This window comes from Micromonospora sp. NBC_00617 (genome assembly GCF_045161355.1).
Classification (GTDB): domain Bacteria; phylum Actinomycetota; class Actinomycetes; order Mycobacteriales; family Micromonosporaceae; genus Micromonospora.
Genome location: NZ_CP107751.1, coordinates 4,412,011 through 4,427,191 on the forward strand (window position 1 = coordinate 4,412,011; position 15,181 = coordinate 4,427,191).

At 72.9% G+C, this 15,181-nt stretch carries 13 protein-coding genes and 3 tRNA genes; 6 read left to right on the forward strand and 10 right to left on the reverse strand.

Annotated features, from left to right (window positions below; genetic code table 11):
• Window positions 1-4 precede the first annotated feature (4 nt).
• Window positions 5-1,012, reverse strand: coding sequence for an NAD(P)H-dependent glycerol-3-phosphate dehydrogenase (locus OG505_RS20170; protein WP_405426529.1), 1,008 nt, complete (start codon window positions 1,010-1,012; stop codon window positions 5-7).
• The gene (locus OG505_RS20175) at window positions 1,009-1,743 is read right to left on the reverse strand and encodes a lysophospholipid acyltransferase family protein (RefSeq protein WP_405426531.1); all 735 of its coding nucleotides are present in this window, start codon (window positions 1,741-1,743) and stop codon (window positions 1,009-1,011) included. The genes OG505_RS20170 and OG505_RS20175 overlap by 4 nt, the downstream gene beginning before the upstream one ends.
• Window positions 1,744-1,869: 126 nt before the next feature.
• Between OG505_RS20175 and cofC the strand changes: the two genes are divergently transcribed.
• The 5 genes from cofC to OG505_RS20200 are packed head-to-tail and all read left to right on the forward strand — an operon-like array spanning window position 1,870 to window position 7,576.
• Complete coding sequence (cofC, locus tag OG505_RS20180; RefSeq protein ID WP_405426533.1) at window positions 1,870-2,508, forward strand: 2-phospho-L-lactate guanylyltransferase; 639 nt, start codon at window positions 1,870-1,872, stop codon at window positions 2,506-2,508.
• A gap of 32 nt (window positions 2,509-2,540) precedes the next feature.
• Entirely contained in the window at window positions 2,541-2,738 is a 198-nt protein-coding gene (locus OG505_RS20185) for a cold-shock protein (protein ID WP_007456426.1), read from the forward strand.
• Between the two features lie 54 nt (window positions 2,739-2,792).
• Window positions 2,793-5,165 carry an RNA degradosome polyphosphate kinase gene (locus tag OG505_RS20190; protein ID WP_405426535.1) on the forward strand — a complete coding sequence of 791 codons (2,373 nt, stop codon included), beginning with the start codon at window positions 2,793-2,795 and terminating at the stop codon, window positions 5,163-5,165.
• A gap of 24 nt (window positions 5,166-5,189) precedes the next feature.
• Window positions 5,190-6,710, forward strand: a complete 1,521-nt coding sequence (locus OG505_RS20195; protein ID WP_405426537.1) for a CHAD domain-containing protein — start codon at window positions 5,190-5,192, stop codon at window positions 6,708-6,710.
• Window positions 6,698-7,576: an NUDIX domain-containing protein gene (locus OG505_RS20200; protein WP_405426539.1), complete on the forward strand. Its 879-nt coding sequence runs from the start codon at window positions 6,698-6,700 to the stop codon at window positions 7,574-7,576. Before OG505_RS20195 ends, OG505_RS20200 begins: the two co-directional genes overlap by 13 nt.
• A 98-nt stretch (window positions 7,577-7,674) precedes the next feature.
• On the opposite strand, the gene OG505_RS20205 is transcribed toward OG505_RS20200, so the two are convergent.
• The 4 genes from OG505_RS20205 to leuC all read right to left on the reverse strand — a co-directional run bounded on the left by OG505_RS20205 (window position 7,675) and on the right by leuC (window position 12,706).
• Complete coding sequence (locus tag OG505_RS20205; RefSeq protein WP_405426541.1) at window positions 7,675-9,693, reverse strand: endonuclease/exonuclease/phosphatase family protein; 2,019 nt, start codon at window positions 9,691-9,693, stop codon at window positions 7,675-7,677.
• 142 nt (window positions 9,694-9,835) lie between these two features.
• A complete protein-coding gene (locus OG505_RS20210) occupies window positions 9,836-10,486 on the reverse strand; it encodes an HU family DNA-binding protein (protein WP_405426543.1) in 651 nt (216 codons plus the stop codon).
• 172 nt (window positions 10,487-10,658) lie between these two features.
• The gene (gene leuD, locus OG505_RS20215; protein ID WP_405426545.1) at window positions 10,659-11,246 is read right to left on the reverse strand and encodes a 3-isopropylmalate dehydratase small subunit; all 588 of its coding nucleotides are present in this window, start codon (window positions 11,244-11,246) and stop codon (window positions 10,659-10,661) included.
• Window positions 11,247-11,260: 14 nt separating this feature from the next.
• On the reverse strand, window positions 11,261-12,706 hold the full coding sequence (leuC, locus tag OG505_RS20220) for a 3-isopropylmalate dehydratase large subunit (RefSeq protein ID WP_405426547.1): 1,446 nt from the start codon (window positions 12,704-12,706) through the stop codon (window positions 11,261-11,263).
• A gap of 49 nt (window positions 12,707-12,755) precedes the next feature.
• Here leuC and OG505_RS20225 point away from each other — a divergent pair, with 49 nt between their 5' ends.
• Complete coding sequence (locus OG505_RS20225; RefSeq protein WP_007456408.1) at window positions 12,756-13,442, forward strand: IclR family transcriptional regulator; 687 nt, start codon at window positions 12,756-12,758, stop codon at window positions 13,440-13,442.
• Window positions 13,443-13,619: 177 nt separating this feature from the next.
• Here the strand turns inward: OG505_RS20225 and OG505_RS20230 are convergent.
• The 4 genes from OG505_RS20230 to OG505_RS20245 all read right to left on the reverse strand — a co-directional run bounded on the left by OG505_RS20230 (window position 13,620) and on the right by OG505_RS20245 (window position 15,035).
• Window positions 13,620-13,692 (reverse strand) — tRNA-Glu (locus OG505_RS20230).
• A gap of 152 nt (window positions 13,693-13,844) precedes the next feature.
• Window positions 13,845-13,917: transfer RNA gene (locus OG505_RS20235), tRNA-Glu, on the reverse strand.
• A 134-nt stretch (window positions 13,918-14,051) separates the two neighbouring features.
• A tRNA-Gln gene (locus OG505_RS20240) sits at window positions 14,052-14,123 on the reverse strand.
• Window positions 14,124-14,231: 108 nt separating this feature from the next.
• Window positions 14,232-15,035, reverse strand: a complete 804-nt coding sequence (locus tag OG505_RS20245; protein WP_405426549.1) for a fumarylacetoacetate hydrolase family protein — start codon at window positions 15,033-15,035, stop codon at window positions 14,232-14,234.
• Window positions 15,036-15,181: the final 146 nt, after the last annotated feature.

The window sequence follows — 15,181 nt, forward strand, 5'->3', positions numbered from 1 at the left end:
TTCCTCACTCGTACGACTCGGGCTTGGCGGTTCGGCTCATCAGGGTGTCCACGGCGAGACGCGGGTCCATCCCCTCGTGGCAGATCCGTTCGACGTGCTCGGTGATCGGCATCTCCACGCCGTGCGCCCGCGCCAGATCGCGGATCGCGAGGCAGCTCTTCACGCCCTCGGCGGTCTGCCGGGTCGCTGCCTGGGCCTGCTCCAGCGTCTCGCCCCGGCCCAGGTGCTCGCCGAAGGTGCGGTTGCGGGCCAGCGGGGACGAGCAGGACGCGACGAGGTCGCCCATGCCCGCCAGGCCGGCGAAGGTGATCGGGTCCGCGCCGAGGGCCACGCCCAAGCGGGCCGTCTCGGCCAGCCCTCGGGTCATCAACATGGCCCGGGTGTTGTCGCCGAAGCCCATCGCGGTGGCGATGCCGTACGACAGCGCGATCACGTTCTTGACCGCGCCGCCCAGCTCGCAGCCGATCACGTCGTCGTTGGTGTACGGCCGCAGGTACGGCGTCCGGATCGACGACTGCACGAGCGTGGCGCGGTCGGCGTTGGTGCCGGCGACCACCGTGGCGGCCGGCTGTTCGGCGGCGATCTCGGGTGCGAGGTTCGGGCCGGAGACCACCACCACCCGATCGGCGGCCACCCCGGCGGTCTCGACGATGACCTCGCTCATCCGCTTGGTGGTGCCGAGTTCGATGCCCTTCATCAGCGACACCAGGGTGGCGTCCGGGTGCAGGTGCCCGGCCCACTCGGCGAGGTTGCCGCGCAGGGTCTGCGAGGGCACGGCCAGCACCACCACCTCGGCGCCGCTGATCGCCTCGGCGGCGTCGGTGGTGGCGGTGACCCGGGCCGGCAGCAGCAGGTCCGGCAGGTATTCCGGGTTGCGACGCTCGGCGCGGATGCTCTCGGCCACCGGGGCCCGGCGGGCCCACACGGTGACGTCCCGCCCCGCGTCGGCCAGGATCTTGGCGAAGGCGGTGCCCCAGGAGCCGGCACCCAGCACCGCGACGTGGCCGCTCATGCCGCTTCACCGTGGGGACGCTCGACGGACGGTCGGACCGGCCGTTCCCACAGCGGCGGCGGGGTGCCACCACGGATCTCGACGAGCATGTCCCGCAGCCGCAGCATGATGGCGTCCGTCATCTCCTCGAGGGTGACCCGGGTCGGCGGGGCGCCCGCCCAGCGGCTCAGGTCGATCGGCTCGCCGGCCACCACGGTCACCGGGATCCGGGGGCGTGGGTTGAGCCGGCTGGTTCGCGGGTCGAAGATCCGCTCCGGGCCCCACATCACCAGCGGCACCACCGGGGCGCCGGTGGCCAGCGCCAGCCGGGCGGCGCCGGTCTTGGCCTTCATCGGCCACAGGTCCGGCTGTCGGGTGGTGGTGCCCTCCGGGTAGATCACCACCGCGCCGCCCTCGTCGAGCGCGGCGACCGACCTGTCCAGCGAGCGGACCGCGTCCACGCTGCCGCGCTCGACCGGGATCTGCCGGCAGCGATGCAGAATCCAGCCGATCACCGGCACCCGGAACACGCTGGCCTTGCCCAGGTACTGCGGCCACCGTCCGGAGTCGTAGATGAAGTGCGCGGAGACCAACGGGTCGGCGTGCGAGATGTGGTTGGCGACGATGATCATTCCGCCGTCCTTGGCGAGGTGCTCCTGGCCGCGCCAGGTCCGCCGGGTCCAGACGGTCATCACCGGCTTCACCAGCCCCACGGCGAACCGTTGCCAGAACCCCAGCCTCCGCCGTGCCACTGTGCCTCCTCGTCGCGCCCCGACCCGCCGCGAGCCCCACCCGCGACACCCGCAGCGGAAATCATGCCTGCTCGCCCCCGGTACGGCCAGCGAGGGTCCCGTCGTCCGGCTGGCAGGATTGCGGACGTGAGTCAGCCGAGGTGGGCCGTGGTGGTGCCGGTGAAGCGTCTGGCCGCGGCCAAGAGCCGGCTGCGGGGCGCGCTGCCCGGCGTACCGCATGAGGAGCTGGCGCTGGCGCTGGCGGCCGACACGCTCCGCGCGGTGCTGGCCTGCCCGGCGGTCGCCGAGGCTCTGGTGGTGACCGACGACACCCGGGTGGCGGCCGCGGCGCGCGCCGCCGGGGCGCGGACGGTGCCCGACGTGCCGGACGCCGGCCTGAACGCCGCGTTCCGGCACGGCGCGGCACAAACCCCGGGGCGGTGGGTGGCCGGGCTGACCGCCGACCTGCCGGCGCTGCGCCCGGCCGAACTGGCCGAAGCGCTGCTCGCGGCCCAGCGCGACACCGAGGGGGTACGCCGGTTCGTGGCGGACGCCCCCGGCTCTGGGACGGTGCTGCTCGCCGCGCCGTCGGGCGTCGACCTCGACCCACGGTTCGGCGTCGGCTCGGCGGCGGCGCACGCGGCGAGTGGGGCGCTGCCGCTGACCGGCGACTGGCCCAGCCTGCGGCGGGACGTGGACACCGCCGAGGACCTGACCGTGGCCGCCCGGCTGGGGCTGGGACCGCGCACCGCGGCGCTGCTCACCGCCGGCTGCCCGGCGCGCTGAACGAGCCGACCGCGCCGGTGTACGGTGCCAGCATGCAGGGCACGGTGGCCAGTTACGACGCGGCGACGCGCAGCGGTGTCCTGCTGCTCGACGACGGCACCGAGCTGCGCTTTCCCGCCCGGGCGTTCGACGCCTCCGGCCTGCGGTTGCTCCGGCTCGGCCAGCGGGTGCGCATCGACACCGATCCCGACGGCGAGGTCGTCCGGGTGACATTGCCGACGATGAACTGAGCCCGCGAGGCCAAGTTCATTTTGCGTTAACTCTCTTCGGGTGATTATGAGCGGGTGAGCACCCCTCGCGAGCATCCGGTCACCCCTTCAGCCACCGACCCCCGCAACGGCGCCCGCGTTCGCGGCACCGACGGCCGTTTCCGCCCGTCCCGGGCCGAACGGGCCGGCGCCGCCCGTGCCGACACGCTCGCCGACGACCCGGGCGCGGCCTCCTCCGGGCTCGACGAGGTCATCGAACCCGGCGTGCCGCCCACCGAGACGGACGGCCCGGCGGCCGGGGCAGCCCTGCCCGGTCCCTCCGGCAGCCTCTCCACCGACCTCTCCACGGGCGGCGAGGGGGACGACGACGCACCGGCCGCTCCCCCGCTGCCGGAGGACCGCTTCCTCAACCGGGAGCTGTCCTGGCTCGACTTCAACGCGCGGGTGCTCACCCTCGCCGAGGACCAGCGCACCCCCCTGCTGGAGCGGGCCAAGTTCCTCGCGATCTTCGCCAGCAACCTCGACGAGTTCTACATGGTGCGCATCGCCGGCCTGAAACGGCGGCTCTCCGCCGGTCTGCCGGTGCGCGGCGGCGACCGGCTGCCCCTGCGCACGCAGCTGGAGCTGATCGCCGAACGGACCGCCGAGCTGGTCGCCCGACACGCCGCCTGCTTCGTCGACGACGTCCTGCCCCGGCTGGCCGAGGAGGGCGTCCGCATACTGCGCTGGGGTGACCTGGGCGACCCCGAACGGGAGCGACTGCGCACCTACTTCCGGGAGCACATCTTCCCGGTGCTCACCCCGCTCGCGGTGGACCCGGCGCACCCGTTCCCGTACATCTCCGGGCGTTCCCTGAACCTGGCGGTGGCGGTCCGGGACCCGGACGGCGGGTCCGAGCTGTTCGCCCGGGTGAAGGTGCCCAACAACGTCCCGCGCTTCGTGCGGGTCGACCGGGACCAGCCGGGCGTGCGGATGCTGCCGGTGGAGGACCTGATCTCGGTGCACCTGAGTCAGCTGTTCAGCGGCATGCACGTGGTCGAGTGCCACCTGTTCCGAGTCACCCGCAACGCCGAGGTGGAGGTCGACGAGGACCGCGACGAGGACCTGCTCCAGGCCCTCGAACGGGAGCTGGCTCGCCGCCGGTTCGGCCCGCCGGTCCGCCTGGAGGTCGCCGCGTCGATCTCCGACCACATGCTGGAGCTGCTCGTCCGCGAGTTGGACATGGACGACCAGGACGTGCTGCGGGTGCCCGGTCTGCTGGACCTCTCCGCGCTCTGGCAGGTGTACGGCGAGGCCGACCGCCCCGATCTCAAGGACCCGCCGTTCGTGCCGGCCACCCACCCCCGGCTCGCCGAGGGCGAGGTGCCGCGCAGCGTCTTCGCCACCCTGCGCGACGGGGACATCCTGGTGCACCACCCGTACCACTCGTTCGCCACCAGCGTGCAGCGCTTCATCGAGCAGGCCGCCGCCGACCCCAACGTGCTGGCCATCAAGCAGACCCTCTACCGGACCAGCGGTGACTCGCCGATCGTGGACGCGCTCGTCGACGCGGCCGCCGCCGGCAAGCAGGTGGTGGTGCTGGTCGAGGTGAAGGCCCGCTTCGACGAGGTGGCCAACATCGGCTGGGCCCGCACCCTGGAACGCGCCGGCTGCCACGTGGTGTACGGCCTGGTGGGGCTCAAGACGCACTGCAAGACCGCCCTGGTGGTCCGGCAGGAGGGCAACCAGATCCGCCGGTACTGCCACATCGGCACCGGCAACTACCACCCGAAGACCGCCCGCCTGTACGAGGACTTCGGCATGCTCACCGCCGACCCGGAGATCGGGGCGGACCTCACCGACCTGTTCAACGTGCTGACCGGCTACAGCAGGCAGACCGCGTACCGGCGGCTGCTGGTCGCCCCGCAGGGCATCCGCAGCGGCCTCATCGAACGCATCGAGCGGGAGATCGCGCACGTCCGGTTGGGCATGCCCGGCCTGGTCCAGTTCAAGGTCAACTCGCTGGTCGACGAAGGCGTGACCGACGCGCTGTACCGGGCGTCCCAGGCCGGCGTCCACGTCGACCTGCTCATCCGGGGCATGTGCACGCTGCGTCCGGGGGTGCCGGGGCTGTCGGAGAACATCCGGGTCCGCTCGATCCTCGGCCGGTTCCTGGAGCACTCCCGGGTCTTCCGCTTCGGCAACAACGGCGAGGCCGAGTTCTGGATGGGCTCGGCGGACCTGATGCACCGCAACCTGGACCGGCGGGTGGAGGCGCTGGTGCAGGTGAGCGATCCGGTCGCCCGCGCCGAGCTGGACCACGTGCTGACCGCCGCGATGAGCCCGGACGTGGACGCGTTCGAGCTGGCCGGCGACGGCACCTGGACACGGCGTACCGGCGGTGACGACGCCGCCCGGATGCATCTGCAGGAACTGCTGCTGCGCCGCGTCGGTGGCACGGCCGGCTGACCGATCGCGGCATAGGCTGAGCTGATGGTCGAGGAGGAGCAGAAGTACGAGGTGGACGACACCTTCGTGCTGCCGGACCTGTCCGCCACGTTTCCGGCCGGCGGCCGGGTCCGGGCGCTGCCGCCGGTGACGCTGGTCGCCCGCTACCTCGACACGGTCGATCTGCGGCTGGCCCGCGCCGGGGCGTCCCTGCGCCACCGCGAGGGTGACGAGCTGCCGTGGACGGTGAAGCTGCCCACCGGCACACCCGGCGTCCGGCAGGAGATCTCCCGCCCCGGGCCGGTCGGGCAGCCGCCACCGGAGCTGGTCGAGCTGGTCACCGTCCTGCACCGGGGCGCGTCGCTCGCGCCGGTGACGGTGGTACGCACCGTCCGGCACGCCCACGAGGTGTGCGACAGGGCCGGCACGGTGCTCGCCGAGGTGGTAAACGACCGGGTGACCGTCCTCGACGACGCCGGCGCCACCACCGGCGCGTTCCGTGAGGTGGAGGTGGAGCGCAAGGCCGGCGACCGCAAGCTGCTGGAACGGATCGGCGAGGTGCTGCGCGACGCCGGGGCCCGGGCCGGCTCGTTCACCCCTAAGCACGTACGGGCGTTGGGGGCGGTGGCGCAGGCCGAACCGGACCTGGTCTCCCCGGGCGGGCTGACGGCCGACCCGACCGCCGGGGAGGTGGTCACCGAGGCGGTCCGCAAGGAGGTGGGTCGGCTGTTGGCGCACGACCCGCTGGTGCGGCTGCGCACCGCGACCGACGGCGGCGACAGCGCCGTTCACCAGTTGCGGGTGGCCTGCCGACGGCTGCGCAGCGACCTGCGCACCTTCCGGCCGCTGGTGCGCCGCAGCTGGGCGCGGCCCCTGCGCGACGAGTTGCGCTGGCTGGCCGGGGTGCTCGGCGCGGCGCGTGACGCCGAGGTGCTGCGCGACCGACTGCGGCGCACCGCGACCGCCGATCCGCTCAGCCCGCTCGACACGGGCGCGGTGGACCGGCTGGACGAGGCGCTCGCGCAGCGGCAACGGCAGGCGCTCGCCGCCATCGACGAGGCGCTGCGCTCGCCGCGTTACCTGGCCCTGGTGGACGCCCTGGTGCTGGCCGCCCGCGCGCCCCGGCTCACCCGACGGGCGACCAGCCCGGCGGCGCGGACGCTACCGAAGCTGGTGGCCCGCCCGTGGCGGCAGCTCACCGGCCCCGACGGCGTGGACGGGCTCGACCCGCTGGCCCCCGACGACCGCTGGCACGCCGTCCGCAAGGAGGGCAAGCAGGCTCGCTACGCGGTCACCGCCGTGGTCCCGGCCGTCGGCAGGGACGCACGGCGGCTGGCCCGCGCGTTGGCCGGCGTCCAGGATGTGCTCGGCGAACACCAGGACGCCGCGGTGGCCGCCGAGACCTGGCTCGCCCTCGCCGCCGACCGACCGGCCGACCACGAGCTGGCGGTCACGGCAGGGCGGCTGGCCGAGCGGGAACGCGACACGGTCCGCCTGATGCGGGCCCGATTCCCCGCCGCGTGGCACCGGGCGACCCGGCGACGGCGGACCAGATGGTTGCCGTGACGGGCATCCGGGCTGCCGGCGGGGTCTGCTGGCGACCGACCGCCGACGGCGTACGGGTCTGCGTCGTGCACCGCCCGCGCTACGGGGACTGGACGCTGCCCAAGGGCAAGCTCGAACCGGGCGAGCATGCACTGCTCGCGGCGGTCCGGGAGGTGGCCGAGGAGGCCGATGTGCGGGGCGTACCGCAGGTGCGGCTGCCGTCGGTGCGCTACCGCAGCGAGGGGCAGGCCAAGCTGGTCGACTACTGGTCGATGCTCGCGGTCGCCGAGGGCGGTTTCCAGCCGGGCACCGAGGTCGACGACATCCGATGGTTGGCCGTGGACGACGCGATCCACCTGGTCAGCTACCCGCACGACGCCGAGGTGCTGGCGGCGTTCGCCGCGCTGCCACCGGTGACCGCGACGGTCGCGCTGGTCCGGCACGGGCACGCCGGCAAGCGGGCCACGTGGACCGGCCCGGACACCGCCCGCCCGCTCGACGCCGAGGGATGGGCCCAGGCGTACGCGCTGGCGGCGCTGATCGCCGTGGTGCGGCCGGCCCGGCTCCTGTCGGCCTCGCCGCGCCGCTGCGTGCAGACCCTGGACCCGGCGGCCGGACTGCTCGACCTGCCCATCGAGGTCTGCGGCGACCTGGACGAGCCGCAGCCGGGCCAGCAACAGGACGAGCGGGCGCTGGCCACCGCCGCCCAACTGCTCGAGCTGGGCTGCGCCGGTGGGCAGGTGGCGGTGTGCAGCCAGGGCAAGGTGCTGCCGGGCGCGTTGGAGCAGCTGACCGGCCGCGCCGACGAGGACTTCACCACCCCGAAGGGCGGCGGTTGGCTGCTCGCCTTCAGCGGCGAGCGGCTGGTCGCCGCCGACCGCCTGTGAGGCCCGCCCGGCGCTTCGGCGGCTGATCCACTCCAGGTCGCCGACGTGGCGATTTCCGGCCAGCCAGCTGCCGCGGCAGCGGCGATCCCGGCGCCCGGTCAGCGGGGCGGCAGGGCGAGGGTCACCGCAACCGGCAGGTGGTCGCTGGCCTCGCCGCGCGGCGCGACCGGATCCGTCGCCGTCAGGCCGGGCGAGACGAAGACGTGGTCGATCTGCTGGCGCGGATCGTCGGCGGGGCTCGTCGCCAGCGGACGGGCGACCGCCAACGCGTCGACCAGCCCGGCTGCGGTGAACTGCTCGAACGCCTCGTCGCCCGGCTCGGTGTTCAGGTCGCCGGCCACCACGAGCGGCCGTCCGGCCGCGTACCCGGTGGCGAAGTCGGCCACCGCGCGAGCCTGCGCCACCGGGCCCGCGTCGGGTGGCGGTTGCAGGTGGGTGCTCACCACAGCGGCATGGACACCGTCGCCGAGGTCCAGGGTGACGGCCAGAGCCTGCGCTCCGGTGGGCGCCCCGAGGGCCGGCAGCGGCCGGGACCGTGGGTCGGTGACCGGCCAGCGGCTGAGCACCGCGTCACCCCAGACCGGGTCGGCGGCCGGCCCGAACACGTACGGCATGCCGAGCCGGTCGGACAGCAGGTCCAGCGTGTCGTGGCCGCCGTTGAGCAGCCAGCCCCGGTCCACCTCGCTGAGCAGCACCACATCGGGCCGCTGCCGGTCGATCGCCGCGGTCAGCCCGGCCAGGTCGAACCGGCCGTCCAGCCCGAAGCCCATGCGGATGTTGTACGCCACCACGGTCAACCGCTCCGGCGGACCCTCCCGGTTGCTCGCCACCGCCACCTCGTCGGCGAGCAGCGGCGCAAGCAGCGCCAGCGCGGCGACCCCGCCAGCGGTCCGCAGCGGCGGAAGCGGACCGGGACGCCGGTGGCCGGACGGACGAGCCGCCAGGGCCACGGCGGCGACCACCCCGGCCACCACCACCGGCACCACCGCGTTCGGGTAGCCCAGGTCGTAGGCGGAGTAGTAACCCACCGCGCCCAGCACGAAGAGCAGCATGCCGGCGGCGACCGCGTACCCCCGACGGGCCGCCGTCCGGCGGGTGTCGTCCGTGCCCGTCGCGCCCTCAGCACCGGCACCGTCGGCGCCGGCCCCGGCGTCGGTGGCGACGGCGCGACCCGGAGCGCTGGCGCCGGCCGCAACGTCGGCGTTGTCGGCGCGACTTGGAGCGTCGGCGCCGGCCGCGACGTCGGCGCGGCCCGGCGCGTCGGTGAGCGCGAGGCAGGCGCCGAGTCCGACGGCGGTGAGCAGCATGGCCGCGACGAGCAGGTCGCCACGGTCGAGGGCGAAGAGCACCACGCCAGCCAGCAGGGTCGCCGGGCCGAGTGCTCGGCCCCACCCCCGGGTCGGGCCCGCCAGCGCGGCCAGCAGGAACCCGGCGACCGCCACCGGCACCGGCGCCAGGCCGAACAGCGGTGAGCGGGCGACGTCGCCACCCGCGACCAGGTACGACATCCCGGCCTGGGCCAGGGCCGGCGCGAGGGCCACCATGCCGGCCAGCAGCAGCACCGGCCCGGCCAGCAGCCACGACCGGGCGCCACCGGGGCCTGGCGGCGCGGCGGGCAGCGTCGTACCGAGCAGGAACAGCACCACCGCGACGGCGCTGGGCAGCCACGCCACCCAGCCGCCCCGCCAGACGAGATCGTAGGTGTCCAGCAGCGCGTGGATGGCGGCGTTGACCGCCAGCCCCAGGGCCAGTCCCGGCACCGGACGATCGACGTCGCCGGCGACACCCACCAACCAGACCAGACCGGCGAACAGACCGGCGGTGGCCAACCAGAGCTGCGGACGGCCGCCGGGGGCGCTGGTGAGCGCGAGCCGGGCCACGGCCAGCAGCACGGCGGCGACGACGGTGACCCGGCGGGCGCCCACCCGCCGGAGAAGAGCCGGCGCGAACATCGCCAGAACGAACCAGCCGAGCGCGAACGCGCCCATCAACTCGGCCGGGGTGGACGCGGCCTGCCCGAAGATGGTGATGATGCCGGGCAGCCAGACGCGCAGCACGTCAAGGAGCAGAACGACGCCCAGCGCGAGCGATCCGGTGGTGATCTGGCGGTAGCGCACCGGCGCCCCATTTCGTCGGCGGACCGGTCCTGAAGGGGGCCGGCACGGCGATTCTGCGCGTACGGCCCGGCCGGGTCAACGGTCCGGGTATGCGCGAAGGGCGCCCACCGAGAAGGTGGACGCCCTTCGGGCGGACAGTCGGTCAGCGCTTGCTGGCCGTCTTCTTGGCCGGAGCCTTCTTCGCCGGCGCCTTCTTCGCCGCCGTGCTCTTGCTCGCCGCCGCGGTGGTCTTCTTCGCCGTGGCGGACTTGGTCGCCGCGGCGCTCTTCTTCGCCGGGGCGGTCTTCTTGCTGGCGGCCGTCTTGGTCGCCGTGGTGGTCTTGCTCGCCTTGGCCGGGGCGGTCTTCTTGCTGGCCGCCTTGGTGGCGGCGGTGGTGGTGGTCTTGCTCGCCTTGGCCGGGGCGGTCTTCTTACTGGCCGCCTTGGTGGCGGTGGCCTTGGTGCCCGCCGCCTTGGTGCCGGCGGTCTTGGCCGTGGTGGTGGCGGTCTTCTTCGCCGCCGCCGTGGCCTTCGGCACCTTGCCGCTGGCCACCATCTCCTTGAACCCGACGCCGGGGCGGAAGGTCGGGACGGACGTCTTCTTGACCTTCACCGCCTCGCCGGTACGCGGGTTGCGCGCTGTTCGTGCGCCACGCACACGCTTTTCGAATGCTCCGAATCCGGTGATCGCCACCTTCTCGCCCTTGGTGACCGCCGCCTGGACCTCAGTGAGGACCGCGTCGAGCGCGGCCGTCGCCGTCTTCCGGTCCCCCAGGCGAACAGCGAGCGCCTCGATGAGCTCGGCCTTGTTCACGACTTCCTCCCGATTGTGCAACTGACTCGACGCGAGCCATTCTGCGCGCACCGTATGCCCTGTGCTGCCTGGACACAAACATTCGGTGGAAAAAAGCCCTTGTGTCGTAACGGATTCGCCCCCACCGGTTGGACCGGTGAGGGCGAATTCCGCTGTGCGGGTGGGCGTACGGCTATGCCACCGAGGGCAGGAACGGCAGTCGAGACGCCTCGTAGGAGGCGATGTCATCGGCGTGCCGGAGGGTGAGTCCAATGTCGTCCAGGCCCTCCAACAGCCTCCACCGGCTGAAGTCGTCCAGCGGGAACGACCAGGTCGCGTCCCCGGCCCGGAGCTGTCGGGCGGTCAGGTCGACGGTCACCGGAGTGGTCGGTTCGGCCTCGACGAGATCCCACAACTCCTCGACGGCTTTCAATTCCAACTCGACCGGCAGCAGGCCCTCCTTGAGTGCGTTGCCGCGGAAGATGTCACCGAAGCGCGGCGCCACCACGGCGCGGAAGCCCCAGTCCCGCAGCGCCCAGACGGCGTGCTCCCGGGAGGAGCCGGTGCCGAACTCCGGACCGGCGATGAGGATCGACGCACCAGAATAGGATTCATCGTTGAGCACGAATGCCGGGTCTTCCCGCCAGGCGTTGAACAGCCCGTCGGCGAAGCCGGTGCGGGTCACCCTCTTGAGGTACACGGCAGGGATGATCTGATCCGTGTCCACGTTGGACCGGCGCAGCGGCACGGCGGTGCCGGTGTGGGTGGTGAACTTGTCCATCTCGTCGGTCCCTTCTACAGGTCGGCGGGGGCGGCCAGCCGCCCGACCACGGCGGTGGCGGCGGCGACCGGCGGGGAGACCAGGTGGGTACGACCGCCCCGGCCCTGCCGGCCCTCGAAGTTGCGGTTGGAGGTGGACGCGGAGCGCTCACCGGGCTTGAGCGTGTCGGGGTTCATGCCCAGGCACATCGAGCAGCCGGCGAACCGCCACTCGGCGCCGGCGTCGGCGAAGACCTTGTCCAGGCCCTCGGCCTCGGCGGCCTCCCGGACGGCGGCGGAGCCGGGCACCACGAGCATCCGGACGGAGTCGGCGACCCGGTGGCCGCGCAGCACGTCGGCGGCGGCCCGCAGATCCTCCAGGCGGCCGTTCGTGCAGGAACCCACGAAGACCACGTCGATCGGCAGCTCCCGCAGCGGGGTGCCGGGGCGCAGATCCATGTACTCCAGCGCACGGCGGGCGGCAGCGCGCTCCGAGTCGGTGACGAACTCCTCCGGGTCCGGCACCGGCGCGCTCAGCGGCACGCCCTGCCCGGGGTTGGTGCCCCACGTGACGAACGGCGTGATCCGGCTGGCGTCCAGGGTGACCTCGGCGTCGAAGCGCGCGCCCTCGTCGGTGGGCAGCGTCCGCCACCAGGTGAGCGCCGCGTCCCAGTCGGCGCCCTGCGGCGCGTTCGGCCGACCCTTGAGGTACGCGAAGGTCGTCTCGTCCGGCGCGATCATGCCGGCCTTGGCGCCCCATTCGATCGACATGTTGGCGATGGTCATCCGCCCCTCCATGGAGAGGGCCTGGATGGCCTCGCCGCGGTACTCGACGATGTGCCCGCGCCCACCACCGGTGCCGACCTGGGCGATCAGGGCGAGCACCAGGTCCTTGGCGGTGACGCCGGGGGCGAGCTGGCCGGTGACGTTGACGGCCATGGTCTTCGGCCGGCTCTGCGGCAGCGTCTGGGTGGCCAGCACGTGCTCCACCTCGCTGGTGCCGATGCCGAAGGCGAGCGCGCCGAACGCGCCGTGGGTGGCGGTGTGTGAGTCGCCGCACACGATCGTCATGCCGGGCTGGGTGACCCCCAGCTGCGGGCCGATGACGTGCACGATGCCCTGGTTCTCGTCGCCGAGCGGGTGCAGCCGCACGCCGAACTCGGCGCAGTTGCGGCGCAGCGTCTCGATCTGCGTACGCGAGGTCGGATCCGCGATGGTGAGCAGGTCACCACGGCGGAGCCGGAACGCCGGATCGGCGTACCCGGTCGGGGTGTTGTGGTCCTCGGTCGCGAGGGTCAGGTCGGTACGACGCACCCGGCGCCCGGCGAGCCGCAGCCCGTCGAACGCCTGCGGGCTGGTCACCTCGTGCAGCAGGTGCAGGTCGATGAAGAGCAGGTCCGGCTCACCGGCGGCGGACCGTACGACGTGCGCGTCCCAGACCTTCTCGGCCAGGGTCCTCGGCTCAGGAGTGACTCCCACCATCTGGACATCCTAAATTCTGGGAGGTAAGTTTCGGCTTGTGGGACACAGTATGAGCGGTGTCGGCGTTCTCGACAAGGCGGTGGTCATCCTGGCCGCCTGTGTCGACGGCGCCAGCCTTGCCGAACTCGTTGAACGCACGAAGCTGCCCCGGGCCACCGCGCACCGGCTGGCACAGGCACTGGAGATCCATCGGATGCTGGTCCGGGACACCCAGGGGCGCTGGCGTCCCGGCCCGCGGCTGGGCGAGCTGGCCAACGCGGCGCCGGACGTCCTGCTGACCGCCGCCGAGCCGCTGCTGGCCGCGCTGCGCGACGCCACCGGCGAGAGCGCGCAGCTCTACCTGCGCCGCGCCGACGAGCGGATCTGCGTGGCGGCGGCGGAGCGCGCCAGCGGCCTGCGGGACACCGTTCCGGTGGGCTCGGTGCTGCCGATGACCGCCGGCTCGGCGGCCCAGATCCTGCTGGCCTGGGAGCCTCCGGAGGCGGTGATGCCGCTACTGCCGCGCAGCAAGTTCACCGGCCGCACCCTGGCCGAGGTCCGCCGCCGCGGCTGGGCGCAGAGCGTGGCCGAACGGGAGGCCGGTGTGGCGAGCGTCTCCGCCCCGATCCGCGACCGCACCGGCCGCGTGATCGCCTCGGTGAGCATCTCCGGCCCGATCGAACGCCTGGGCCGCCGCCCCGGCGAACGCCACGCCATGGCGGTCGTAAGAGCCGGCCAACGTCTCTCCGGCCTCTAACCCCACCCTCCCCGCCCGCCCCCGTCGATCATGAAGTTATTGCCCGGACACGCCGCGGCGGAGGGCAATAACTTCATGATCAACCGGAAGGTGGGGAGCCGGGAGGGGCCGGGAGGTAGGGGGCGGAGGGGGTACGGGAAAGGCTCACCTCGCGGAGCGAGGTGAGCCTTTGGTTTGTAGCCCCGACCGGATTCGAACCGGCGCTACCGCCTTGAGAGGGCGGCGTCCTGGGCCGCTAGACGACGGGGCCAGAACTTCCTGTTCACCGCCCTCGCAGGCGGTGCCGCTGTAGTCTAGCGGCACCGCCTGCGAGGGCGAGCGTGGGGTCTGGGCACCGTGCACTGCCATGCGCACCAACGAAACAACCCGCCCCACCGAAGTGAGACGGGTTGTGCACAGATGTAGCCCCGACCGGATTCGAACCGGCGCTACCGCCTTGAGAGGGCGGCGTCCTGGGCCGCTAGACGACGGGGCCAGAACCACTTTCGCTCCCCCACCCTCGCGGGCGGAGGAGCTGCACTCTATCAGAGGCCACTCTCCGCCCCCGCAGGGGCGGAGAGGAACTCCGTCAGAATCCAGCGTCCGGGATTCTCGCGAATCCCAGCTGCGCTGGGGTACCAGGACTCGAACCTAGACTAACTGAACCAGAATCAGTCGGGCTGCCAATTACCCCATACCCCATTGGCCCCTTGCGGCGCCGGGAATGAACATTACCCTCCCGGTGCCCGCAGGCCAAATCCGATCCCCCCGAACCACCCGTGAGCTGCGGAAACAGGGGCATCGGACGGATCAGGCGACGGGGACCACCGGGTTGCTCAGCTCGCCGATGCCCTCGATCCGCACGGTGACCGTATCCCCCTCGACGAGAGGGCTAACCCCCGCCGGAGTGCCGGTGAGCACCACGTCGCCGGGCAGCAGGGTCATCACGTGCGAGATGTACGACACCAGACCGGCCACGTCGAAGACCATGTCCTTCGTCCGGCCGAGCTGGCGTACCTCCATCTCGTCCGGGTTGCGACCCACCTCACAGCGGATCTCCAGGTCGGAGACGTCCAGTCCGGTGGTGATCCACGGACCGATCGGGCAGAACGAGTCGAAGCCCTTGGCGCGGGTCCACTGCCCGTCCGAGCGCTGCAGGTCCCGGGCGGTCACGTCGTTGGCGCAGGTGTAGCCGAAGATGGCGCGTTCGGCGGCGGCCCGGTCGGCCCGACGGGCACCCGGTGCGCCGATCACGACCGCCAGCTCCGCTTCGTGCTCGACCTGCTTGGAGAAGATCGGCAACCGGATGGCGTCGCGGGGACCGATCACCGAGGTGGACGGTTTGAGGAAGAGCAACGGCTCCTTGGGCACCTCGTTGCCGAGCTCGGCGGCGTGGTCGGCGTAGTTGCGGCCCACGCAGACCACCTTGCTGGGCAGGATCGGCGAGAGCAGCCGGACGTCGGAGAGGGCCCAGCGGGCCCCGGTGAAGGAGAGCTGGCCGAACGGGTGACCGTCGATCTCGGCGATGGTCAGGCCCTGCGGCCCGGCCTCCGGTTCGCCTTCGACGGCTCCGAACGACATTCCCTTGGCATGAGCGAAACGAGCGATACGCACCCGGCCAATCTAGCCCCGCCGACACGTTCACCGGCCACAACGGGCCGCCGGGTGTGCGCAACCCGTCAGCGTCGCGGCACCCTAGCGCAGGTCCGGGCGGTCGGGGTGGGCTTCCCGATTTCGTACCCGCACGGAGGGCGCGCACC

Excerpts from the sequence above, each read along its gene's own strand:
- OG505_RS20170 (WP_405426529.1), bottom strand. The coding sequence starts at position 1,012 with ATGAGCGGCCACGTCGCGGTGCTGGGTGCCGGCTCCTGGGGCACCGCC.
- OG505_RS20185 (WP_007456426.1), top strand. The coding sequence starts at position 2,541 with ATGCAGGGCACGGTGGCCAGTTACGACGCGGCGACGCGCAGCGGTGTC.
- OG505_RS20195 (WP_405426537.1), top strand. The coding sequence starts at position 5,190 with ATGGTCGAGGAGGAGCAGAAGTACGAGGTGGACGACACCTTCGTGCTG.
- OG505_RS20200 (WP_405426539.1), top strand. The coding sequence starts at position 6,698 with ATGGTTGCCGTGACGGGCATCCGGGCTGCCGGCGGGGTCTGCTGGCGA.
- leuD (WP_405426545.1), bottom strand. The coding sequence starts at position 11,246 with ATGGACAAGTTCACCACCCACACCGGCACCGCCGTGCCGCTGCGCCGG.
- leuC (WP_405426547.1), bottom strand. The coding sequence starts at position 12,706 with ATGGTGGGAGTCACTCCTGAGCCGAGGACCCTGGCCGAGAAGGTCTGG.
- OG505_RS20225 (WP_007456408.1), top strand. The coding sequence starts at position 12,756 with ATGAGCGGTGTCGGCGTTCTCGACAAGGCGGTGGTCATCCTGGCCGCC.